The 21,139-nt window shown below is 65.6% G+C and carries 20 protein-coding genes; 14 read left to right on the plus strand and 6 right to left on the minus strand.

The annotated features are described in order from the left end of the window. Positions 1 to 4: 4 nt before the first annotated feature. The 3 genes from disA to ABRP28_RS17365 all read right to left on the minus strand — a co-directional run bounded on the left by disA (position 5) and on the right by ABRP28_RS17365 (position 2,211). A complete protein-coding gene (gene disA, locus ABRP28_RS17355) occupies positions 5 to 1,081 on the minus strand; it encodes a DNA integrity scanning diadenylate cyclase DisA (protein ID WP_231455773.1) in 1,077 nt (358 codons plus the stop codon). Between the two features lie 260 nt (positions 1,082 to 1,341). Next, positions 1,342 to 1,848, minus strand: coding sequence for a 2'-5' RNA ligase family protein (locus ABRP28_RS17360; RefSeq protein ID WP_350001246.1), 507 nt, complete (start codon positions 1,846 to 1,848; stop codon positions 1,342 to 1,344). A 156-nt stretch (positions 1,849 to 2,004) separates the two neighbouring features. Continuing rightward, positions 2,005 to 2,211, minus strand: coding sequence for a hypothetical protein (locus ABRP28_RS17365; RefSeq protein ID WP_350001245.1), 207 nt, complete (start codon positions 2,209 to 2,211; stop codon positions 2,005 to 2,007). Positions 2,212 to 2,470: 259 nt separating this feature from the next. Between ABRP28_RS17365 and ABRP28_RS17370 the strand changes: the two genes are divergently transcribed. Together ABRP28_RS17370 and ABRP28_RS17375 are read left to right on the plus strand one after the other, a co-directional pair. Then, on the plus strand, positions 2,471 to 4,084 hold the full coding sequence (locus tag ABRP28_RS17370) for a peptide chain release factor 3 (RefSeq protein ID WP_231455777.1): 1,614 nt from the start codon (positions 2,471 to 2,473) through the stop codon (positions 4,082 to 4,084). 5 nt (positions 4,085 to 4,089) lie between these two features. After that, positions 4,090 to 5,334, plus strand: a complete 1,245-nt coding sequence (locus ABRP28_RS17375; RefSeq protein ID WP_350001244.1) for a beta-ketoacyl-[acyl-carrier-protein] synthase family protein — start codon at positions 4,090 to 4,092, stop codon at positions 5,332 to 5,334. A 104-nt stretch (positions 5,335 to 5,438) separates the two neighbouring features. Here the strand turns inward: ABRP28_RS17375 and ABRP28_RS17380 are convergent, their stop codons facing one another. Beyond that, positions 5,439 to 5,957, minus strand: a complete 519-nt coding sequence (locus ABRP28_RS17380) for an NUDIX domain-containing protein (RefSeq protein WP_374152882.1) — start codon at positions 5,955 to 5,957, stop codon at positions 5,439 to 5,441. 119 nt (positions 5,958 to 6,076) lie between these two features. Here ABRP28_RS17380 and ABRP28_RS17385 point away from each other — a divergent pair, with 119 nt between their 5' ends. Further along, on the plus strand, positions 6,077 to 6,349 hold the full coding sequence (locus ABRP28_RS17385) for a hypothetical protein (protein ID WP_350001243.1): 273 nt from the start codon (positions 6,077 to 6,079) through the stop codon (positions 6,347 to 6,349). A 126-nt stretch (positions 6,350 to 6,475) separates the two neighbouring features. Here the strand turns inward: ABRP28_RS17385 and radA are convergent, their stop codons facing one another. Next, on the minus strand, positions 6,476 to 7,849 hold the full coding sequence (gene radA, locus ABRP28_RS17390) for a DNA repair protein RadA (protein ID WP_350001242.1): 1,374 nt from the start codon (positions 7,847 to 7,849) through the stop codon (positions 6,476 to 6,478). 338 nt (positions 7,850 to 8,187) lie between these two features. Between radA and ABRP28_RS17395 the strand changes: the two genes are divergently transcribed. The 6 genes from ABRP28_RS17395 to ABRP28_RS17420 are packed head-to-tail and all read left to right on the plus strand — an operon-like array spanning position 8,188 to position 14,998. Next, on the plus strand, positions 8,188 to 9,447 hold the full coding sequence (locus tag ABRP28_RS17395) for an extracellular solute-binding protein (RefSeq protein WP_350001585.1): 1,260 nt from the start codon (positions 8,188 to 8,190) through the stop codon (positions 9,445 to 9,447). 58 nt (positions 9,448 to 9,505) lie between these two features. Continuing rightward, on the plus strand, positions 9,506 to 10,522 hold the full coding sequence (locus tag ABRP28_RS17400; protein ID WP_231455783.1) for a carbohydrate ABC transporter permease: 1,017 nt from the start codon (positions 9,506 to 9,508) through the stop codon (positions 10,520 to 10,522). Then, a complete protein-coding gene (locus ABRP28_RS17405) occupies positions 10,519 to 11,439 on the plus strand; it encodes a carbohydrate ABC transporter permease (RefSeq protein WP_350001241.1) in 921 nt (306 codons plus the stop codon). The genes ABRP28_RS17400 and ABRP28_RS17405 overlap by 4 nt, the downstream gene beginning before the upstream one ends. Continuing rightward, on the plus strand, positions 11,439 to 12,881 hold the full coding sequence (locus ABRP28_RS17410) for a GH1 family beta-glucosidase (protein WP_350001239.1): 1,443 nt from the start codon (positions 11,439 to 11,441) through the stop codon (positions 12,879 to 12,881). Before ABRP28_RS17405 ends, ABRP28_RS17410 begins: the two co-directional genes overlap by 1 nt. Before the next feature lie 48 nt (positions 12,882 to 12,929). Beyond that, positions 12,930 to 13,946 (plus strand): LacI family DNA-binding transcriptional regulator, encoded by a 1,017-nt coding sequence (locus ABRP28_RS17415; protein ID WP_231455788.1) that lies wholly within the window; start codon positions 12,930 to 12,932, stop codon positions 13,944 to 13,946. Next, a complete protein-coding gene (locus ABRP28_RS17420) occupies positions 13,943 to 14,998 on the plus strand; it encodes a Gfo/Idh/MocA family oxidoreductase (protein WP_350001237.1) in 1,056 nt (351 codons plus the stop codon). Before ABRP28_RS17415 ends, ABRP28_RS17420 begins: the two co-directional genes overlap by 4 nt. Here the strand turns inward: ABRP28_RS17420 and ABRP28_RS17425 are convergent. Next, entirely contained in the window at positions 14,995 to 16,122 is a 1,128-nt protein-coding gene (locus ABRP28_RS17425; RefSeq protein WP_350001235.1) for an FUSC family protein, read from the minus strand. The two genes, ABRP28_RS17420 and ABRP28_RS17425, sit on opposite strands and share 4 nt — an antisense overlap. Positions 16,123 to 16,385: 263 nt before the next feature. Between ABRP28_RS17425 and pstS the strand changes: the two genes are divergently transcribed. The 5 genes from pstS (at position 16,386) to ABRP28_RS17450 (ending at position 21,139) form a co-directional block, all read left to right on the plus strand. After that, complete coding sequence (pstS, locus tag ABRP28_RS17430; protein ID WP_350001233.1) at positions 16,386 to 17,507, plus strand: phosphate ABC transporter substrate-binding protein PstS; 1,122 nt, start codon at positions 16,386 to 16,388, stop codon at positions 17,505 to 17,507. A 109-nt stretch (positions 17,508 to 17,616) separates the two neighbouring features. After that, on the plus strand, positions 17,617 to 18,549 hold the full coding sequence (pstC, locus tag ABRP28_RS17435) for a phosphate ABC transporter permease subunit PstC (RefSeq protein ID WP_350001232.1): 933 nt from the start codon (positions 17,617 to 17,619) through the stop codon (positions 18,547 to 18,549). Beyond that, on the plus strand, positions 18,550 to 19,662 hold the full coding sequence (gene pstA, locus ABRP28_RS17440; RefSeq protein ID WP_350001230.1) for a phosphate ABC transporter permease PstA: 1,113 nt from the start codon (positions 18,550 to 18,552) through the stop codon (positions 19,660 to 19,662). A gap of 74 nt (positions 19,663 to 19,736) precedes the next feature. Next, positions 19,737 to 20,516 carry a phosphate ABC transporter ATP-binding protein PstB gene (pstB, locus tag ABRP28_RS17445; protein WP_066273199.1) on the plus strand — a complete coding sequence of 260 codons (780 nt, stop codon included), beginning with the start codon at positions 19,737 to 19,739 and terminating at the stop codon, positions 20,514 to 20,516. A 203-nt stretch (positions 20,517 to 20,719) separates the two neighbouring features. Further along, on the plus strand, positions 20,720 to 21,139 hold the full coding sequence (locus ABRP28_RS17450) for a hypothetical protein (protein ID WP_350001229.1): 420 nt from the start codon (positions 20,720 to 20,722) through the stop codon (positions 21,137 to 21,139).

Below are 21,139 nucleotides of genomic sequence, written 5' to 3' on the forward strand. Positions count from 1 at the left end.
GGGGCTAGAGGAAGCGGTCCAGGAGGCTTGCTTCGGCCATCCGGCTCAGGCCCTCCCGGACGGTGCGGGCGCGCTGGTCGCCAATGCCGTCAACGGTCATCAGGTCATCGATCGTGGCGGCCATCAGGAACTGCAGCCCGCCGAAGTGGTCCACCAGGCGGTCAGCGACAGCCTTTGGAACTGCCTTCAGCCCGGACAGCAGGCGGTAGCCGCGCGGCTGCACTACGGCGTCGAGGTTGGCCTCGCCGCCCGCAAACCCGACAATTCCGGAAATCTTCCCCAGGTCGATCAGCTCCGTGGGGCCAAGGTTGACCAGTGCGCTGACAGCGTTCTCGATATCCTCCGGGGTGGCATCCGGAGCCCCGTAATCGCGGATGATGACGTCGCTGCCGGGGCCCCGGCCAACGGTGAGCTCATCGAGCTGCAGGGAGAGGAGGCGGCCGTCTTCTCCCAGTTCCAGGACGTACTGGGCAATTTCCTCGGAAATCCGGCGGACCATTTCCTGCCGCTGCAGGGTCACGGCCACATCCCGGACGGTCACCATGGCTTCGATTTCCAGGGCCGAGAGTGAGCTGGTGACCTGGTCCAGGCGTGAGCGGTAGCGCTCCAGCGTTGCGAGGGCCTGGTTGGCGCGGGCAAGGACCTTCTCCGAGCCCTCCAGGACGTGCCGCAGGCCGTTGACGTACAGGGCAATGATTTGCATGGACTGGCTGACTGAAATGACCGGCACGCCGGTCTGGATGGCAACGCGCTCGGCTGTGCGGTGCCGGGTGCCGGACTCCTGGGTTTCGATGCTGGAGTCTGGGACAAGCTGGACGGCCGCGCGGAGGATGTTGCCGGCGTCCTTGTCGCAAATAATGGCGCCGTCCATCTTGGCGAGTTCGCGGAGCCGGGTGGGGGAGAAGTCGATGCCGATGTCGAAGCCGCCGGAGCAGATGGAGTCTATGGTGCGGTCCGAGCCAAGGACGATCAGCGCGCCGGTGCGGCCCCTCAGGATCCGCTCAAGGCCGTCACGAAGGGGAGTTCCGGGAGCCACCCTGCCCAGTGTTGCCCTGAGCGATTCTTCGGGGCTCCGCGCCATAGTGTTCCCTTCAAAGGTGCGGACCGCGGCCCGCAGGATTGCCGGCTTCAGCAGGTTGCCGGCAGGACCAGAAAATGCTCTGTTTCCCGCAAGCTCAATGATAGGGGCAAGGAACCGCGTCTTCCGCACGGGCAAGCCCTAAAGTGCCTCATTAGGGAGTGCGGGAACAGGGCTGCGGAACGCGTCCGACGACGGATGGCTGGGCGGGCATTTTGGCGGCACTGCGGGAGGGGTTGGGCAGGCGGATTGATCCGGCTGCCCTAGGCCGGGTTCCAAAGTGGAGTCAGCGTCCTGGTGTTGCTGTCCCAGAGGCGGGCTTCCGTGCAGCGGCCAGCCAGGCGCAGGTCAAGCAGGTCCATCGCACTCCCGAGCTGGTGCGCGGGGACGCGGCGGGCAAGGGTCACATGGGGTGTCCAGGCATCCGGCCGGGTCAGCGGCAGGGCACCTGAAATGCCTTCATGCAGGACGCGGTGCAGTTCAAGGAGCTGGCGGGTCACCACCACGGAGCGGGCAAGGACATACATTCCCGTCCGCGCGGGGAAAATATGGACGCCGGAAAAGCTGATGTCCAGCGGCAGCCGCTCCCAGGGTTCCTGCCGGGTGTCCGGCAAATTCATGTCCGCGCCGGCTGCAAGGGTGATATGGGGACTGTTGCTGGGCGAGGTATGTCCTGCCAGGCTTGGGATTCCGGCTTCCGCCAGCCTTGCCCAGTCAGCCCGGATGGCGGAATCAAGGGATTCCCCGAAGGTCAGCTCAATGCTCTGCATCCACCCATCATGCCGCCCAGCTCAGTCCGACCAGCCCAGTCCGCCCAGGCCAATCCGGCCGGCCCTCAGGCCGGGCAGTCCGGCCGGCCTGCTCCGGCCAGCCCTAAGGCTGCGCCCGGACTGCGCACCGGCCGCGCCACGACTGCGGGAACCGCGTCAGCGCATCCGTTCCCGCAGCATCCGCTCCAGGTCTTTGCTGACTTTCGTGAGCGACGCCGCCCTGAGCGCTTTTTGCTCGGCGGGTGTCTGGCTTCCCCGGCGATGCTCGGCTGCCGGGCGGGCCGGATCAGGGGCTCCAGCTGCGGCCAGTCCCGTTGCCAGGGGGTCGAAGAAAAGGTTGCCGGAAAAGGAGACGCCCTGCACCGTTCAGGTCCTTTCCGCGCGGCAGGGGGAACCGTCCCGCGCCGCGTTGTCTTTGGTCATCATGCGGCCACGGTAGCGGGATGTCGTTTCACGGCCTTGAACGTCCGGTTTCGCGGGTGTTAAGCGGCGCCCGCAGCCGGTTTGCTGCCCTGCGATAAACTGGAACTTGGCTGTTTGCCAGCCCGTTTCCCCGGCCCCAACGCCGCAGTGCCTCATCAGGCAGCGCCCGGGCAGTCCCAACCGCAGCGAAAGTAGCACCGTGTCCCAAGATGTCCTGACCCCCGCCCGGATCTCCGGTATTCACAAAGAGGCCGGCCGCCGCAGGACCTTTGCTGTCATTTCACACCCTGACGCAGGCAAGTCCACCCTGACCGAAGCGCTCGCTTTGCACGCTAAGGTAATCGGCACGGCAGGCGCCTCCAGCGGCAAGGCCAACCGCAAGGAAACCGTGTCCGACTGGATGCAGATGGAAAAGGACCGCGGCATTTCCATCAGCTCGGCGGCGCTCCAGTTCTCCTACCGGGACACCGTCATCAACCTGCTGGACACACCCGGCCACGCCGATTTCTCCGAGGACACCTACCGGGTGCTGGCCGCCGTCGACTGCGCCGTGATGCTCGTGGACGCCGCCAAGGGCCTGGAAACGCAGACCATGAAGCTGTTCGAGGTCTGCAAGCAGCGCAACCTGCCCATCATCACCGTCATCAACAAGTGGGACCGGCCCGGCCTGGACGCACTGGCCCTGATGGACGAAATCACCGAACGCACCGGCCTGCAGCCCATGCCGCTGACCTGGGCCGTGGGCATCTCCGGTGACTTCCGCGGCGTCTGGGACCTCCGCAACGACCGCTTCGCCCGGTTCCAGCGCAACAACGCCGGTGCGCAGATCGCCCTCACCGAATACTTCACCCCCGAGGAAGCTGCGGAGAGCCAGGGCAGCAACTGGACGGACGCCGTGGACGAGGCAGGACTGGTGATCGAATCCAACCTGGAGTTCGACGTCGAGGCCTTCCACGCCGGCAAGGCCACCCCCATCCTGTTCAGCTCCGCCGCGCTCAACTTCGGCGTCAAGGAACTGCTGGACGCGCTGGTGGATTTTGCTCCGCCGGCAGCCCCCCGTCCGGACGTTGACGGCAACCCCCGCCCGGTGGAATCCCCGTTCTCCGGCTTCGTCTTCAAGGTGCAGGCCGGCATGAACAAGGCCCACCGCGACCATGTGGCCTTCATCCGCGTCTGCTCCGGCGTCTTTGAGCGCGGCATGGTGGTCACGCAGACCCGGACGGGCAAGTCCTTTGCCACCAAGTACGCCCAGCAGGTGTTCGGCCGGGAACGCGAAGTCATTGACGAGGCCTACCCCGGCGACGTCGTGGGCCTGGTCAACGCGTCCTCCCTGCGTGTGGGAGACAGCCTCTTCCTCGAGGGGCCGGTGGAGTATCCCGCCATCCCGCTGTTCGCTCCCGAGCACTTCCAGGTGGCCCGTTCCAAGGACCCCAGCAAGTTCAAGCAGTTCCGCCGCGGTATCGAGCAGCTCGAACACGAGGGCGTCATCCAGGTGCTCCGCTCGGACGTCCGCGGCGACCAGGCTCCGGTGCTTGCCGCCGTCGGCCCCATGCAGTTCGAGGTGGTGGAGGACCGCATGGCGCACGACTTCAGCGCCCCCATGCGGCTGGAACGCCTGCCCTACTCCCTGGCAAGGATCTCGACAGCGGAGGCCATGCCGGCGCTCGCCAACGTCATCGGCGCCGAGGTGCTTTTGCGGTCCGACGGCGAGTACCTCGCCCTGTTCAACGACGTCTGGGCCCTGCGCCGCATTGAGAAGAACCACCCGGACCTCACCCTCGTGCCCATCGGCACCCACAACCCCGCAAAGTAGGAACCGTGAACGCAGGCCCAAACAGCGCAGTTCAGCCCCGCGCCATCATCACAGGCGCCGGAACCATCAATCCGGTAGGTTCCACCGTGTCCGAGACCTGGGCCGGCCTGGTGGCGGGCAAATCCGGCATCGCAGCGCTTGAGGACGACTGGACCGGCCAGCTGCCGGTAAAGATTGCCGGCCAGGTTACCGCAGACCTCTCGGAGCACCTGAGCACCCGCGAGATGAAGCGCATGGACCGTTGCGGGCAGCTCGCGCTGATCGCAGCACGTGAGGCCTGGGCCCAGGCCGGCGCCCCGGAGGTGGATCCGGAGCGTTTTGCCGTGGTGATCGGCTCCGCGTACGGCGGGCTGGGTTCCACGCTGGAGCAGGACCGGACGCTGGCAGCTTCAGGCCCGCGCAAGGTTTCGCCGCATACACTGACCCGCCTGATGGTCAACGGGCCGGCCGCCTGGGTGTCGATCGACCTCGGTGCCCGCGGTGGCGCCCGGACGCCGGTCAGCGCGTGTGCCTCCGGGGCTGAGGCAATTGTCCAGGCAGCCGAGATGATCCGCTCCGGTGCCGCCGACGTCGTTATTGCCGGCGGTGTTGACGCCTCCGTCAACGACCTGGTGATCACGGGCTTCTCCCAGATCCGCGCTCTGTCCACCCGCAACGATGATCCGCAGCGTGCATCGCGCCCGTTCGACGGCGGCCGCGACGGCTTTGTCCTCGCCGAGGGCGCCGCCGTGGTGGTACTTGAGAGCGAAGAGCACGCCCGTGCGCGCGGCGCCGGGGTGCTGGGGGCCGTTGCCGGCGGAGCGGTAACCTCCGACGCCAAAGACATCGTGGCAGCCGATCCCGCCATGCAGCGGCGGGTCATGCAGAAGGCCCTCGAATCCGCCGGCCTGGCTGCCGGGGACATCGGCTTTGTCCACGCCCACGCCACGTCCACCCCGGTGGGGGACAAGCTTGAAGGCCAGGCCATCAACGCAATTTTCGGCCCTGAGGTTCCGGTGACGTCCACAAAGGGTCACACCGGCCACCTCCTGGGCGGCGCGGGCGCGCTGGCCGCCGTCGTGGTTGTTGAAGCCCTGCGGACAGGCGTGCTTCCCGGCACCCTCAACGTCCAGGAAGTGGACCCCGAGGTGGACCTCAACGTTGTTACCGAGGATGCCCACCGCCTCCAGCCGGGTTACAGCCCGGCCGGGCTGGTGAACGCCTTCGGTTTCGGCGGGCACAGTGTTGCCCTGGTCATCACCGGCTCTTAGCTCCTGCGCCCCCGGATGTTGTGCGCCCCGGACGCCGGAACGGTGCCCCGACGCTGGAACGCTGCGGCGTCCCTGCACCGTTCCCGCGACTGCGGCGCATTCGCTCAGAATCCCTCGTGGACATGGCGGACAAGGGCATCCAGGACCGGCAGTTGGCCCTTCACCAGCTTGAGCCGGGCTTCGGGTTCGGGGAACCAGCGGGCGTCGTCAATTTCCGGGTAGTGCTGGATCCGGCCTGAGCCCTTGGGCCACTCCAGCGGAAACGTGTTGCTGGCAATGGTTTCCGGTTGGAAGTCCTGCTCTGCGGTGAAAACGGTGATGACCTTGCCGGAGGGCTGGCGGAATTCGCCAAGAGGGAGGTAGTCCGCGGCTGGTGCGGGGGTGCCCATCTCCTCGGCGAACTCGCGCAGTGCCGCGGCCAGCGGATCCTCGCCCTCGGTGTATTCGCCCTTCGGGATGGACCAGGCGTGGGCGTCCTTGCGGGCCCAGAACGGCCCTCCCATATGGGCTATCCACACCTGGATCGTGTCCAGGCTGTCCGCCATGCGGTCCCGGGAGGCCCCCTCAACGCCGTTCGGCGCCGCCAATCTGTAGAGCAGGATCCCTGCACTGCGAACGGGCACTTGTCCTCCTGTAGCTGGAATTTTCACGCGTGAACGGAAGCTGCCGTCCAACGTTAACCCGCAGTTCACGGTGCTGCCTTAGGTTATTCCTTCAGGCACTCTGCTCGAAGGGACCCGTCATGGCCAGTATTGCCGAGGTGTTGGGACATCTGACGCCGGAAGAACTTGATGAGCTGCACAGCCTTGGTCCGCAGGGCCACCTGCCGCGGCACCTGGTTGACGCCCTGGACCGGGCGGCCGGCGGTCCGGGTTCCGGCCGCGGCTACTACGTTCCTACCGGCAACGTGAACGCAACCGGCGGCCCGCTCCTGGTGCTGCGCAGTGATGTGTCCGGTTGGCTTCTGGGCTCCCGCCGCGACGATCCCGATTCCTTGCCGCGCCACAACGGGTGACAAACAAAGCCAGGCACAGGCACAGCCACAGGCATCAAGGGCGCACGGTGGCACCAGTCGCCGCCAGTGCCACCCGCGAATAAACAGGCATAAACCAACCAGCCGATGCGCCTTACCAGAAAGCCGCTAGCCAATCAGCAGGCTCAAGGCCTCGGTAAGGTGTTCCACTTCCCGCACGGAAAACCCGGCCGGTATGGGTCCCGGCCCGGCGTGGCTGGCGGGTACCACAGCGTGGGTGAACCCTAGCCGGTGGGCCTCCTGGATGCGCTGGTTGATGCCCGGCACCGGCCTGACCTCACCGGCCAGGCCCACCTCACCGAAAGCGATCAGCCGGATGGGGAGCGGCTTGCGCGCCTTGGCCGATGCCACGGCGAGGGCAACGGCCAGGTCCGTGGCCGGTTCGCTGAGCTTCACGCCGCCCACCGTGGCCACGTAGGAATCATCCTTGTGCAGCAGCGTTCCCGCACGCTGCTGCAGGACGGCCAGCAGCATGGAAACGCGCGAAGAGTCCAATCCGCTGGTGGCCCGCCGCGGTTGCGAGTTGGGGCTCTCCGCCAGCAGGGATTGGACCTCGGCCAGCAGCGGACGCCGGCCTTCCATGGTGACCGTGATGCAGGTGCCGGAGACGGGTTCCTTGGTGCGGCTGACAAAGAGCCCGCTGGGATCGGCCAGGCCCTGGATGCCGTCCTCGTTCAGGTCGAAGCAGCCGACATCGTCCGTGGGCCCGTAGCGGTTCTTGACCGCACGGAGCAGCCGGAGCCGCGAATGCCGCTCGCCCTCGAACTGGCAGACCACGTCCACCAGGTGTTCCAGCAGCCGCGGCCCGGCAATGGAGCCGTCCTTGGTCACGTGGCCCACCAGCAGAGTGGTCATGTTCCGCCGCTTGGCCGCCGCGATGATGGAGGCTGCCACTTCACGGACCTGCGAAACGCCCCCGGCGCTGCCATCCACGTCGGCGCTGCTGAGGGTCTGCACCGAGTCCACGATCAGCAGTCGCGGCTCAATCTTCTCCACCTGCCCGAGCGCCTGGCCCAGGTCCGTTTCGGCGGAGAGGTACAGCGACTCCGCCACCGCGTCGATACGTTCGGCGCGGAGCTTCACCTGGGCCGCGGATTCCTCGCCCGTCACGTAAAGGACGTCCTGCGCGGTCCGGGCGAACTTGGCCGCAACGTCCAGCAGCAGGGTTGACTTCCCCACGCCGGGCTCACCGGCCAGCAGGATGACGGCGCCCGGTACCAGGCCGCCGCCCAGCACCCGGTCCAGCTCATCGACGCCGGTGGGCAGGAAGGCTGCCGTGGTGGCGTCCACCTCGGCAATACGGCGGGCGGGCTCCAGGACTGTAGTGGCCGCCGTCGTACGCGCAACGGCGGTGCCGGTCTCCTCAACCGTGCCCCACGCCTGGCACTCGCCGCACCGGCCCACCCATTTGACCGTGGTCCAGCCGCATTCAGCACATTTGTAGGCGGGCGCCTTGGAGGCCCGGGAAGTCTTTGTTGCCATGGGTTCCACCCTAACGGCGGGCACTGACAAGCACCGGCACAAACCTGGGAGGCGCATCAGGCACGTACCTGCGCTGTCCTGTGCACGTACAGGCGAGGGGTCTGATGTGCCAAGGGCTAGCCCCTCTGCCGCCGGCCACTGTTGTTCAAAGAGCGGCGAACGGACGATAGTCAAATACTTGAGAGAGCGCTCTCTTGACAGTGATCCGCGCCACGCCTACAGTTGAGGAACTTGCCAGAGAGCGCTCTCTCAGCGCCGGAAGTTCCCACAAAGGAGTGACGTTGAAATTCGTACGCCGACACACAGCGACCGCCATCGCGGGCGTGGCAGCCATCGCCATGATGGCCACCGGCTGCAGCAGCAGTTCGGAACAAGCAGCAAGCGCTGACAATCCCGTTGAGCTCACGGTCACCACCTTCGGGACCTTCGGCTATGACGATCTCTACGCCGAATACGAGGAGGCCAATCCCGGCGTCAAGGTCAAGGCCACCAATATTGACCGCGGGTCCAATGCCCGCACCGACGCCTTCACCAAGCTCGCCGCCGGTTCCGGCTTGAGCGACGTCGTGGCCATCGAGGAAGGCTGGCTGGGCTCCATCATGGAGGTTTCGGACCAGTTCGTGGACCTGAACGAGCACGGCGCAGCGGATATCAAGGACAACTGGGTGGACTGGAAGTTCCAGCAGGGCACCGACCCGGACGGCCGCGTTATTGGCTACGGAACGGACATCGGCCCCCAGGGCCTCTGCTATAACGGCAAGCTTTTCGAGGCCGCCGGAATGCCCAGCGACCGGGAATCAGTGGCAAAACTCTTTGGCGGCGAGGACGCAACCTGGGAAACCTATTTCAAGCTCGGTGAACAGTACAAGGCAGCCACCGGCAAAGCCTGGTACGACCAGTCCGGATTCGTTTGGAACTCCATGGTGAACCAGATGGAGGAGGGCTACTACACCAAGGACGGCGAGCTGAACGTCGACGGAAACTCCGAGATGAAGGCCAAGTTCGAGATGCTTGCGGCCGGCACGGCTGCCGGTCTCTCAGCGAACCAGACCCAGTGGGACTGGGGCAACGGCAAGGCCTTTGTTGACGGCTCCTTCGCCACCTTCGTCTGCCCGGGCTGGATGCTCGGCACCATCAAGGGCCAGCTGGAATCAGCGGGCGGCGGCACGGAAAGCGGCTGGGACTTCGCCGACGTCTTCCCCGGCGGAGCCTCCAACTGGGGCGGAGCTTTCCTCTCCGTGCCCAAGACCTCAAAGCACCAGGCCGAGGCCGCAAAGCTCGCAGCCTGGCTCACGGCACCCGAACAGCAGGTCAAGCAGTCAGCTGCCGCCAACAACTTCCCCAGCACGCTGAAGGCTCAGGAGAAGCTGGTGGCAGATGCCGCCCCCAACGTTGTCTTCAACAACGCCCCCACCGGCGTCATCCTCGCCAACCGGGCCAAGGGCGTAGTGGCGCAGTTCAAGGGACCGGACGATTCGGTGATCCAGGAAAACGTCTTCGGCCCGGCGCTGAAGATGCTTGACGCCGGCACCGCTGACGCAGACAAGGCCTGGTCCGAAGCGCTGACCCTCCTCAACGACCTGGTCGTAAACAACTAGCATCACCCGCTGTGGGGCCTCCCGTCCGGGAGGCCCCCCGATGGAGGGCAAGAGCCCAATGACAACCACCCTGAACCGCCCCGCTAAACAACCAGCGGCCATCAAGCCCAAACCCACCTTCAAACAGAGGCTGAACGTCTTCGACGTCAAGGCCTCGCCCTACCTGTACATCGCCCCGTTCTTCATCCTCTTCGCGCTGGTGGGACTGTTCCCGCTGGTCTACACCTTCGTGGTCAGCCTCTTCGACTGGCACCTGCTCAAGGGCCAGGGCGACTTCGTAGGCCTGCAGAACTTCGCGGAAGTCCTGCAGGACCGCTTCTTCTGGAACTCCCTGTTCAACACCATGAGCATCTTCCTGCTCTCCGCGATACCGCAGTTGGCCGTGGCGCTCTTCCTTGCCGCCGTGCTGGACCAGAACCTCCGGGCCAAGACCTTCTGGCGGATGAGCGTCCTCCTGCCTTACATCGTCACTCCGGTGGCGGTGGCCATGATCTTCACCAACATGTTCGGCGAGCAGTACGGCCTCATTAACAATGTGTTGGGGAATTTCGGCCTCGATCCGGTGATGTGGAAGAACGAGACATTGCCCAGCCACATAGCCATCGCCACCATGGTGAACTGGCGCTGGACCGGCTACAACGCCCTCATCCTGCTGGCGGCAATGCAGGCCGTTCCCCGCGACCTGTACGAGTCGGCGGCCCTGGACGGTGCCGGAGCCCTGCGCAGGTTCTTCAGCATCACCCTGCCGAGCATCCGTCCCACCATGGTGTTCGTGGTGATCACCTCCACCATCGGCGGCCTGCAGATCTTCACCGAACCCCGCCTCTTTGATCCCGCCAGCGCCGGCGGCTCCCAGCGGCAGTTCCAGACCACTGTCCTCTACCTGTGGGAAATGGCCTTCCAGCGCCAGAACTTCGGCAAGGCGTCCACCATCGCCTGGCTGCTGTTCCTGATCATCGTGCTGTTCGGTGTCATCAACTACCTCATCTCCCGGCGCATCGCCACTGCCGATGCCGCCAAGCCCTCCCGGTCAATCCGGAGGGCCCGGGAACGTGCTGAAAGGACTACGCGATGAGCATCATCGAGGGGGCGCCTCCCGCGCCGGCCGGCACGCTGCCGGGCAGGAAGACGCCTGCCGGCCGCCCGGCCACTTTCCGAAAGCGCTTTACGGGCTCCAGCGAAAAGCCCGGGTTCCTCACCTACGGCCTGCTCCTCGCGTTCCTGGTGTCCTCGGCCTACCCGCTGTGGTGGTCCGCCGTCATCGGCAGCCGCTCCAACGAGGCACTCGGCGAAACCTGGCCGCCACTCCTGCCGGGCGGAAACTTTTGGACCAACGTGGGCGAGGTCTTCGACACCATTCCGTTCTGGCTCGCCCTCGGAAACAGTGTCCTGATTTCCTGCATCATCACCGTCTCCGTAGTGGGCTTCTCCACCCTGGCCGGTTACGCATTCGCCAAACTGCGCTTCAGGGGCCGGAACGGGCTCATGCTCATGGTGGTGGCCACCATGGCCATCCCCACCCAGCTGGGCATCATCCCGCTCTTTATGGTGATGCGCACCCTTGGCTGGACCGGCGAAATCGGTGCCGTGGTGGTGCCCACGCTGGTGACCGCATTCGGCGTCTTCTTTATGCGCCAGTACCTGGTGGACGTCATTCCGGATGAACTTATCGAGTCCGCCAGGATGGACGGGGCCAGCATGATCTCCACGTTCTGGCACGTTGCCATGCCCGCCGCCCGTCCCGCCATGGCCATCCTGGGACTGTTCACCTTTATGACGGCCTGGACCGACTTCCTCTGGCCGCTGCTGGTGCTCGACGCCGGCAATCCCACTTTGCAGACGGCGCTCAGCCAGCTGCAGTCAGCCCGCTACGTGGACTACTCCGTGGTCCTCGCCGGAGCGGTGCTGGCCACCCTGCCGCTCCTGGTGCTCTTCGCACTGGCCGGCAAACAACTCATCTCAGGAATCATGCAAGGAGCAGTGAAGGGCTAATGCAGCACCCTACCTACAGGCGGCAATGGCCCGAGGGCTTTATTTGGGGGTCGGCGACGGCGGCCGCACAGATAGAAGGCGCCGGCCACGAAGGAGGCAAGGAAGATTCCATCTGGGACCACTTCGCGAGGAGCCCCGGAGCGATTGCCCGCGGCGAGAACCTTGAGCAGGCAGTGGACCATTACCACCGGATGCCCCAGGATGTCCGGCTGATGAAAGAGCTGGGGCTGGATTCCTACCGCTTTTCCACCAGCTGGGCGCGGGTGCGCCCTGGGGACAGGGAGGTGAACCGCGAAGGGCTGGACTTCTACTCCCGGCTGGTGGATGAGCTTCTTGAAGCAGGGATCCTGCCGTGGCTCACCCTCTACCACTGGGACCTGCCGCAGGCCCTGGAGGAAAAGGGCGGCTGGGCCAACCGGGACACCGCGTACAGGTTCGTGGAGTACGCCAACGACGTCTACTCGGCGCTGGGGGACAGGGTCCAGCACTGGACTACCTTCAACGAGCCCTTCTGCTCATCCCTTTTGGGGTACGGTTCCGGAGTGCATGCCCCCGGCCGGCAGGAGCCTGCGGCAGCCATCGCTGCGGTGCACCACCAGCACCTGGCCCACGGGCTGGCAGTAAATGCCCTGCGTGGGCGGGGTGCCCGGTACCTGGGCATCACCTTGAACCTGAGCAATTCCATTCCGCGGGACAGCCAGGACCCTGTGGACCTGGAGGCCGCACGCCGCTTCGACTCATTGCAGAACCGGATCTTCCTCGATCCCATCCTGCGTGGAGCTTATCCGGAAGACTCCCTGCGGGACCTCGCCCCCTTCGGCCTCCAGGACCTGATTCTCCCGGGCGACCTGGAGGTCATCAGCGCGCCGCTGGAGTTCCTCGGTGTGAACCATTACCACGATGACCTCATCAGCGGCCATGCAGACGATGCCGGAAGCGACGGCCACTCCGGCGGCGCGGAACGTGACTCCGCCTCACCATGGATCGGTTCGGAGGACATCGCGTTTCCCAGCCGTGGGCTGCCGCGGACGGCGATGGGCTGGGAAGTGAACCCTGACGGGCTCCGGAAACTCCTGGTGCGGCTGGGGGAGGAGTACCCCTCGCTGCCACCGCTGTACATCACCGAAAATGGAGCAGCGTATGAGGACATTGTCAGCCCCGACGGCGCCGTCCACGATGAAGAGCGGACCGGGTTCATCCTGGAGCACGTGGCTGCCGTCGGCGAAGCAATAGACCAGGGCGCCGACGTGCGCGGGTATTTTGTCTGGTCCCTCCTGGACAACTTCGAGTGGTCCTGGGGCTACGGAAAGCGCTTCGGCATTGTCCGGGTGGACTACGGCACGCTGGAACGCACCGTCAAGGACAGCGGCAAGGCCTACGCCGGGCTGATCGCCGCGGCACGGCAGGGCACGTCCCAACCGCCTGCGTTCCTGCCCGCCTAAACTGAACTTCCCGGCACCTGTGCCAGCCAGACCACGGAGCGAAGAAAAGTGAAGCAAGACACCAGCGGAAACCGGCCCACGCCCACCCTGGAAATGGTGGCGGCGCTGGCCGGCGTCTCCCGCGCCACAGTGTCGCGCGTGGTTAATGACGTGCCAAGCGTTGACGAGGATATTGCAGCCAAAGTGCGGCAGGCCATCCTGGCCGTCAACTACACGCCCAACCGGGCTGCCCGGTCCCTGGCCAGCAGGCGCCCCAACTCGGTGACGCTCATCGTGCCGGAGTCCACGTCCAAGGTCTTCGCGGACCCGTTCTTCGCGTCCGTGGTCCAGGGCGTGGCGCTGTACCTTGCGGACACGGACTACACGCTGAACATGGTCATAGCTTCCGAGGCGAAGCCGGAGAAGACCCGGGCCTTCTTGCTCGGCGGGAATGTGGCGGGGGCGCTGGTGGTGTCCCACCACGCAGGGGACCGGTCCTGGACCCACCTGAGCGATTACATCCCTATGGTGTTTGCCGGCAGGCCGCTGGGAGAAAGCGCCAGCTACTACGTGGACGTGGACAACGAGGCTGCTGCTGCAGGGGCCACAAGGCTGCTCATCAACAACGGACGGACCAACATCGCCACCATTGCCGGGCCCCAGGACATGCCGCCCGGCATTGACCGCATCAGCGGCTGGCGGCTGGCCATGGCCGAGGCAGGCCTGGACGACTCCCTGGTTGAGTACGGGGACTTCACCCTGGCGTCAGGGGCGAAGGCGATGCGCCGGCTGCTCGGCAGCGGGAAGCCGATCGACGGCCTGTTCGTGGCCAACGACCAGATGGCTGCCGGTGCCTACACCGTGCTGCAGGAACGGGGGCTCCGCATACCCCAGGATGTGGCCGTGGTTGGCTTCGATGACGATTCGTTCGCCACCTCGGTCAACCCCCAGCTGACCACAGTGCACCACCCGATCATTGAGATGGGCAAGAAGATGGCCGAAATCCTGGTGGACCTCATCGAGGGGAAGGACACCGCACGCGTCACGCAGATTCCTACCTCACTGGTGATCCGGGAGTCCGCATGACGGCGGGCCCCGGCTCCGGCGGCCGCGCAGCACACGGGCAAACCCTCCGGTGGGGCGTTGTGGCCACAGGACGGATCGCGCACCGGGTCACCCGCGACCTGGCCCGCCTTGAAGGAGCTGAGCTTTATGCCGTAAGTTCGCGCCGCGAAGGCTCAGCGCGGGCCTTCGCTGACGAGCACGGTTTTGCTGCCAGGTACCATGACAATCCCTCCGGCCCCGGATACCAACAGCTTTTTGATGATCCCCGGGTGGATGTGGTGTACGTTGCCACGCCGCACGCCCAGCATTTTGAGGTTGTCCGTGCGGCCCTCGAAGCGGGAAAGCACGTCCTGTGCGAAAAGCCGTTCACCATCAACGCCAGTGAAGCCAGGGAACTGGTGCAGCTGGCAGGGGAGCGCAGCCTGTTCCTGATGGAGGCCGTCTGGACACGGTTCCTGCCGGCAACCCGCCGGGTCCTTGAGATCATCAGGGGCGGCGGGATTGGAACGGTGCGCTGGGTCCAGGCCGATCTTGGTTTTCCGGCTGCGTATGATCCGGCGGACAGGCTGTGGGACCCTGCGGCCGGGGGAGGAGCCCTCCTGGACCTCGCCGTGTATCCGTTGACGTGGGCGGTGGCGGCACTGGGCTTCCCTGCAGGGCTCACGGCACAAGGCCACCTGAACCAGGACGGCGTGGACGTCCAGAACACCCTTGCGCTTGAGTACCCGGAAGGGGCGGCAGCCCAGCTCACGTCCTCTCTCCAGTCCGCCGGTCCCGGGACGGCAACCATCAGCGGAACAGCAGGCTGGATACGGACCGGTTCACCGCTGTACAACCCGCGAAAGCTGGAAATCTGCGGCCAGGACGGAACCATCCGGGTGGAGGAATTCCACGAGGAAGCCGAGGGCTTCATCCACGAACTGCGCGAAACGGCCCGCTGCATCCGGGCTGGCCTCCAGGAGAGCCCACTGATGCCCTGGGCGGAAACCGTGCAGATGATGGGGCTGCTGGACCAGGCCAGGGAGCAGTTGGGGCTGCACTACGCGAACGACGCGCGGGCGGTTACCACTTAGAGCGCCGGCAGCACGTCACGGGCTTCGCGGGCGTCCATCCCGGTGGCCTCCAGCAGGTCCACCATCAGCGGCCGGTACAGCATCACCACCGTCTCGCCCTCAAGCCGCTGCACCTCCAGCAGTTTGGGGTGCAGGCGCAGGGCAATCTCGCTCAGGTCCTGGCGGGCGGTGCGCAGGTGGGCGCGCCGGGCGCCGTCGTGCGTTTCCGCCAGGCCCAGCGAAAGCTCATCAATGGCGGCAGCGGTCTCCTGCAGCACCTCAGCGATGTTTTCGGTGGCCTCGTCGGACAGCGCCGCGTGGTTGATGGCGCTGGTCAGCCTGCGTGCGAAAACGCGGCTGTTCCGCAGCGCCAGGTCGATGAAGTCGAGCGACTGTTTGAGCCGGTCCAGCTCGTCCCGGTGCCGGCGGTAGGCCGGCGCGAGGGTGGCCACCTCGCCGGAAGCGCGCAGGGACTGGCGCATCCCGTCCACCAGCGGCTGGCAGTTCCTGCCCCGGATGAGGGCGTGCCACGCCTGGGTGGAATCGCTGTTGACCAGCGCTCCGGCGCACTCACGCAATACCTCGGCGAGCTCGTGCAGCAGCTTCTGCACGTCCTTGCGGGGTTCGCGGCGGGGGTCCTTGGGCGCCAGGATGGTCACCAGCAGGGCGAACAGTCCGCCTACCACGGCATCGATGCTCCTGGTGAACGGACCGCCCGACGGCGCGGGCAGCAGCACTACCAGCAGCGACTGCAGGGCCAGTTGGGTGGTGAAGATGTTCCCGCTGTCCAGGAACCTTGCGAGCAGGATGGAAAACAAAAGGACGACGGCGGCCTGCCAGATTCCGGCGCCCAGCCAGTGCAGGAGGAGGTCGCCCACCGCAATACCGATGGTGCAGCCCAGGCCCACCTCCAGTACCCGCCGCAGCCGCGGTTCACGGGAGAAGCCAAGCGCGATCAGCGATGAGGTAGCCGCGAAAAGCGGACCGGAGTGGCCCAGCACGTATTCAGCGAAAGCGTAGGCACCCACGGCGCAGACCGTCATTTGGATGGCCGGGATGAGGGAATTGCGGCTCCGGATCATGCCGGTGCGGAAGCGGCCGCGCAGGAAGCGCCTGCCTGCTGAGAGTCCTGCTGCGGGGGCCATGCGGTCCAGTCTATTGCCGGCCCGCACATTTCCTTTGGCGACTCTTTGGCGCCGGTGCACTACGGCCGGACATGTGATCTGCGCAATGGTGACCGGGCATTTGTCAGCGAATATCCCGCCGTCGTTAATCCTCCGTTCACTTTGGTCCGCCCATCCCGTTACCTGCGGGGCCTAACTTCGTTGAAGGTACAAAACCTACGCATCGCGCAGCAGGGTTCTCCGTCCCTGTCCGCAACTGAAAAACCCTGGAAGGGGTACATCTAGTGAAGGCACTCCGCTTCGGCCGCCACGCGGCTATCGCTGTTATCGCAGCCGGCGCTCTGGCGCTTACCTCCTGCGGTTCAGACAACGCCACGGGTACCGCCCCCGCAGGCACCCAGGCTGCTTCAGGCCCCAAGGTCACCGGCACCCTGACCGGCATCGGCGCATCTTCCACCGGTGCAGCCATGGATGCCTGGAAGGCCGGCTTCGCCTCCGCCAACCAGGGTGCCACCGTGCAGTACTCCCCGGACGGCTCCGGCGCAGGGCGCAAGGCGATCATCGACGGCTCGGCCCAGTTCGCCGGTTCCGACGCCTACCTGAAGGACGAAGAACTCGAGGCCTCCAAAGCTGTGTGCGGCCCTGACGGCGCCATCAACATCCCGGTCTACATCTCTCCGATCGCAGTGGCATTCAACCTGCCGGGCATCACGGAGCTGAAGCTGGATGCGGCCACCGTTGCCAAGATCTTCCGTGGCGAGATCAGCAACTGGAACGATCCCGCCATCGCTGCCCTGAATGAAGGCGTCGAGCTCCCCGACCTCAAGGTCACCCCGGTGAACCGCTCGGACGACTCGGGCACCACCACCAACTTCACCGACTACCTCGCGGCCGCTGCCCCCGAGGTTTGGACAGACAAGGCCTCCGGAGTCTGGCCTGCAAGCCTGCAGGGCGAGAACGCCAAGGGCACCTCCGGTGTGGTCAAGACCGTCACCGACACCCCCGGCGCCGTGACCTACGCGGATGACTCAGCCGTGGGCGGCTCCCTCGGCACCGCAGCCATCAAGGTGGGCGAGGAGTTCGTCGAAATCTCCGCAGAAGCCGCCGCCAGCGCAGTGGAGGCCGGCTCCCCGGTTGAGGGCCGCGCCGAGAACGACATTGCCATCAAGCTGGACCGCAAGACGACCGCTTCCGGCGCCTACCCGATCGTGCTGGTTTCCTACCACGTGGTTTGCAGCGCCTACGACAGCCAGGAGACCGCTGACCTGGTCAAGGCCTTCGAGAACTACGTAGTTTCCGAGGAGGGCCAGCAGGCCGCCGCGGACTCCGCTAAGTCTGCGCCGCTGTCCTCCGCCCTGACGGAGAAGGCCACCGCAGCGATCGAGTCCATCAAGGTCAAGTCCTAATAACCGCTCCGATTCCGGGTTCCCCGCCTGCCGAAAGGCAGTGCGGGGAACTTGGCATTGGATGCCTCCCCTTCCAGCCCCAGTACCACCACGATCGAAGGGCCGTCGAATGACCGCCACCACCCTGACCAGCACCCAGGGCGCCGGCCGCGCCGGGGACAAAATCTTTTCCGGCGCCGCACTCGCCGCCGGCTGCCTCATCCTCGCCGTCCTCTTCGGCGTCGCGCTCTTCCTGGTGGTCCAGGCCATCCCCGCGCTCACCGCCCCGGCCGAAGAAATCCAGGGCGGAGAAGGCTTCTTCGCCTACATCTGGCCCATCGTGATCGGCACACTCATCGCCGCAGTCATCGCACTGGTGATTGCCACCCCCATCGCCATCGGCGTGGCCCTGTTCATTTCGCACTTTGCCCCCCGCGGGCTGGCCGCCGGACTCGGCTACGTGGTTGACCTGCTCGCCGCCATCCCGTCCGTGGTCTACGGCGCCTGGGGTGCGGCTTTCCTTGCGAAGGAAATTTCGCCGGCCTACAACTGGCTCGCAGCGAACATGGGCGGGCTGCCCATCTTCCAGGGCCCTGCCTCGGCCACGGGCAAGACCATCCTCACCGCAGGCATCGTGCTCTCCGTGATGGTGCTCCCCATCATCACCTCGCTGTCCCGGGAAATCTTCCTGCAGACCCCTAAACTGCACGAGGAAGCAGCCCTTGCCCTGGGTGCCACCCGCTGGGAAATGATCAAGATGTCCGTCCTGCCCTTCGCGCGCCCAGGCATCATCAGCGCCGTCATGCTGGGCCTGGGCCGTGCCCTGGGGGAAACCATGGCCGTGGCACTGGTCCTCTCCTCCGGCGCCCTCACCGCCAGCCTGATCCAGTCCGGCAACCAGACCATTGCCGCGGAAATCGCCCTGAACTTCCCGGAGGCCAGTGGCCTCAAGGTCAGCACCCTGATCGCTGCCGGCCTGGTCCTGTTCGTCATCACCCTGGCCGTGAACATGATCGCCCGCTGGATCATCACCCGGCACAAAGAATTTTCGGGAGCCAACTAAATGACCTCCACGCTTACCCCCGTTCGCAGCAAGCGCTCGGCACTCACCAAGGGCCAGCTGCCCAAGTACGCTCCCTACGTGGTTCTGGCCGCAGCGCTGATCGCCGGCGCCGCCGTCCTCGCCCTGGTGGGCTTCAACGCCTTCGGCTGGGGAATTGTCTCGGCGATCCTCTTCGCTGTGGGCCTGGTGTCCTGGAGCGCCGCCGTCGAAGGCTCCCGCAAAGCCAAGGACAAGCTGGCCACCTGCCTGGTGGTGGGCTCCTTCCTCATTGCACTGCTCCCGTTGATTTCGGTGATCTGGACTGTCCTGGTCAACGGAATCCCCGGCCTCCTGGCCCCCGGATTCATGACCACCTCCATGAACGGCGTCACCGGCGTCTTCGACAACCGTGCAGTGGAGGACGGCGCGCCGGTCATCGGCGGCATCTACCACGCGCTCCTGGGAACCATCCAGATCACCCTGCTGGCCACCATCATCTCCGTGCCGGTGGGCCTGCTGACGTCGATCTACCTGGTGGAGTACGGCAACGACGGCCGGCTGGCCCGCGCCATCACGTTCTTCGTGGACGTTATGACCGGCATCCCCTCCATCGTGGCCGGCCTCTTCGCAGCAGCGTTCTTCTTTGCAGTGGTGGGCCCGGGTACCAAGACTGGTGCCGTGGCCGCCGTCGCGCTTTCCGTGCTGATGATTCCGGTGGTGGTGCGTTCCAGCGAGGAAATGCTGAAGATCGTCCCCAACGAACTGCGTGAAGCGGCGTACGCGCTGGGCGTGCGCAAGTGGCGCACCATCATCAAGGTGGTTATTCCGACGGCGATCTCCGGCATCGCGTCCGGCGTCACCCTGGCCATCGCCCGGGTCATCGGCGAAACAGCGCCGATCCTGGTCACCGCAGGGTTCGCCACCAGCATCAACTCGAACGTGTTCGGCGGCTGGATGGCTTCGCTGCCCACCTTCATCTACACCCAGATCCTGAACCCCACCTCGCCGGCGAACCCCGACCCGTCGTCGCAGCGCGCCTGGGGTGCCGCCCTGGTGCTGATCATCCTGGTGATGGTCCTGAACCTCGCCGCACGGCTGATTGCCAGGATCTTCGCCCCCAAGACCGGCCGCTAACCGGCCATCACCCCTTCCGGTCCGGCGGGCCGGATGCCAGACTTCAATTCATACCCAGTTAGTGAAGGAACACCATGTCTAAGCGCATCGACGTCAAGGACCTGAATGTCTACTACGGCGATTTCCTTGCCGTGGAGGACGTCACCATCAACATCGAGGCCAAATCCGTTACGGCATTCATCGGCCCCTCGGGCTGCGGCAAGTCCACTTTCCTGCGGACGCTGAACCGTATGCACGAGGTCCTCCCCGGCGCCCGCGTTGAAGGCGAAGTCCTGCTGGACGGGGACAACCTTTACGGCCCCGGCGTGGACCCCGTGACCGTGCGCTCGCAGATCGGCATGGTGTTCCAGCGGCCCAATCCGTTCCCCACCATGTCCATCCGCGACAACGTGCTGGCGGGCGTGAAGCTGAACAACAAGAAGATTTCCAAGGGTGAGGCTGACGTCCTCGTGGAACGCTCCCTGAAGGGCGCCAACCTGTGGAACGAGGTCAAGGACCGCCTGGAAAAGCCGGGCTCCGGCCTCTCCGGCGGGCAGCAGCAGCGGCTCTGCATTGCACGGGCCATCGCCGTGGAGCCGCAGGTGATCCTCATGGACGAGCCGTGTTCCGCGCTGGACCCCATCTCCACGCTGGCCATCGAAGACCTCATCAACGAGCTCAAGGACCAGTACACCGTGGTGATCGTTACCCACAACATGCAGCAGGCCGCCCGGGTATCGGACCGCACCGCGTTCTTCAACATCGCAGGCACCGGAAAGCCGGGCAAGCTGATCGAGGTGGGGGACACCCAGACCATCTTCAGCAACCCCGTCCAGAAGGCCACCGAGGACTACGTCTCCGGCCGTTTCGGATAGAGACCGGCCTTAGCGGCCTTACCCTGACCCGCGCTGCTGGGCCCTGACCCGGGCCGGGGCCCTGGACCGCATCCGGGCCCTGCGCCGGCTAGCGTCCCAAGACTCGGCCAGGTCCATGCCGCTGCTAGCTATAAGCGAATGTATTTAGTACGCTGAACTAGATACTTTGGAAACTAGTAAATAGCATGCTTAGGAGTTTTGCCGTGACGCAGATGGCAACTGGCCGCAGAGGCCACCCGCTTAGAGTTTCCAAGCCGGGGGCGGCCAAGGCTGCCCAGCAGAACGAGGCCCTCGACAATGCGTACATCGCCGGGCCGGCCGCCGCTGCCCCCTTTTCCTTCGCCGCAGCCGGGGCGGCTGCCGCGCCGGTGGCAGCGGGCCTTGCAGGGACGGACGCTCCGGCCGGGGAGGACTACGTTTCCGCGGTGTGGCGCACCAGTTCGTACCTGGAAACCGTGCAGTGGGAGCTGGATGTTGCCCACGAGTCGCTGGTGCAGGCCATCAGGGAGGCGGCGGCTAACGGGGTGGACCAGGCTGTGCTGCTCCAGGCTGCGAACATGACGCCCAACGAGCTGGCAGCTGCCATGGTGGACACCACGCCTGCATTTCCCGCAGCGATCTAG

It is taken from the genome of Pseudarthrobacter sp. WHRI 8279 (genome assembly GCF_040224115.2).
Taxonomy (GTDB): domain Bacteria; phylum Actinomycetota; class Actinomycetes; order Actinomycetales; family Micrococcaceae; genus Arthrobacter.

Coding starts and splice junctions, on each gene's coding strand:
- radA (WP_350001242.1), bottom strand. CDS start 7,849: ATGGCAACAAAGACTTCCCGGGCCTCCAAGGCGCCCGCCTACAAATGT.
- ABRP28_RS17410 (WP_350001239.1), top strand. CDS start 11,439: ATGCAGCACCCTACCTACAGGCGGCAATGGCCCGAGGGCTTTATTTGG.
- disA (WP_231455773.1), bottom strand. CDS start 1,081: ATGGCGCGGAGCCCCGAAGAATCGCTCAGGGCAACACTGGGCAGGGTG.
- ABRP28_RS17360 (WP_350001246.1), bottom strand. CDS start 1,848: ATGCAGAGCATTGAGCTGACCTTCGGGGAATCCCTTGATTCCGCCATC.
- ABRP28_RS17405 (WP_350001241.1), top strand. CDS start 10,519: ATGAGCATCATCGAGGGGGCGCCTCCCGCGCCGGCCGGCACGCTGCCG.
- ABRP28_RS17385 (WP_350001243.1), top strand. CDS start 6,077: ATGGCCAGTATTGCCGAGGTGTTGGGACATCTGACGCCGGAAGAACTT.
- pstB (WP_066273199.1), top strand. CDS start 19,737: ATGTCTAAGCGCATCGACGTCAAGGACCTGAATGTCTACTACGGCGAT.
- pstC (WP_350001232.1), top strand. CDS start 17,617: ATGACCGCCACCACCCTGACCAGCACCCAGGGCGCCGGCCGCGCCGGG.
- ABRP28_RS17395 (WP_350001585.1), top strand. CDS start 8,188: ATGATGGCCACCGGCTGCAGCAGCAGTTCGGAACAAGCAGCAAGCGCT.
- ABRP28_RS17420 (WP_350001237.1), top strand. CDS start 13,943: ATGACGGCGGGCCCCGGCTCCGGCGGCCGCGCAGCACACGGGCAAACC.
- ABRP28_RS17425 (WP_350001235.1), bottom strand. CDS start 16,122: ATGGCCCCCGCAGCAGGACTCTCAGCAGGCAGGCGCTTCCTGCGCGGC.
- ABRP28_RS17400 (WP_231455783.1), top strand. CDS start 9,506: ATGACAACCACCCTGAACCGCCCCGCTAAACAACCAGCGGCCATCAAG.
- pstA (WP_350001230.1), top strand. CDS start 18,550: ATGACCTCCACGCTTACCCCCGTTCGCAGCAAGCGCTCGGCACTCACC.